The sequence below is a fragment of the Gluconobacter sp. P1D12_c genome (assembly GCF_018812105.1).
Taxonomy (GTDB): domain Bacteria; phylum Pseudomonadota; class Alphaproteobacteria; order Acetobacterales; family Acetobacteraceae; genus Gluconobacter; species Gluconobacter oxydans_A.
In genome coordinates this window covers 1-444 of sequence record NZ_JACSIQ010000478.1, presented here as the reverse complement: position 1 = coordinate 444, position 444 = coordinate 1, and the positions used below count along the sequence as shown (strand labels likewise).

At 50.8% G+C, this 444-nt stretch carries 1 protein-coding gene; it reads right to left on the bottom strand.

Annotated elements, in window-relative coordinates; translation table 11 throughout:
* Positions 1-30: 30 nt before the first annotated feature.
* Positions 31-444, bottom strand: a 414-nt coding sequence (locus tag KP705_RS17755; RefSeq protein WP_215765239.1) for an integrase core domain-containing protein, incomplete at its 5' end; no start/stop codon positions are given.

Below are 444 nucleotides of genomic sequence, written 5' to 3'. Positions count from 1 at the left end.
CGCCCATCGTGGTATTTATGGAAGCTGTTCCTAGATGTTTAGTCCCGGGATTTGATGGTTTGGATTGATGATGAATCTTTCTGGCTCTGAAGTCCAGATTTTGCAGATGTATTCGTAAGGGGTAAGGCCACTGAGGGTCTTGAGTCTTCGCCCGAAATTATAGGCTGCCATGAAGTCGTTGAGGTGTGTCCTYAACTGCTCATGACTRTCGTAATGGAAGCGTTTGACGGTTGCTTCCTTGATTGTCYGGTTCATCCGCTCAACCTGACCGTTCGTCCAGGGATGATTGGGTTTCGTCAGACGATGTTCGATCCCCTGGGCTTCGCAGATCAGGTCGAAGCGCATGGGACGCGACCAGGCCGTATTGCGATTACGGGGTTGGTCAGAGAACTGGATGCCGTTATCGGTCAGAATGGTATGGATCCGGTAAGGGATGATGCTCAG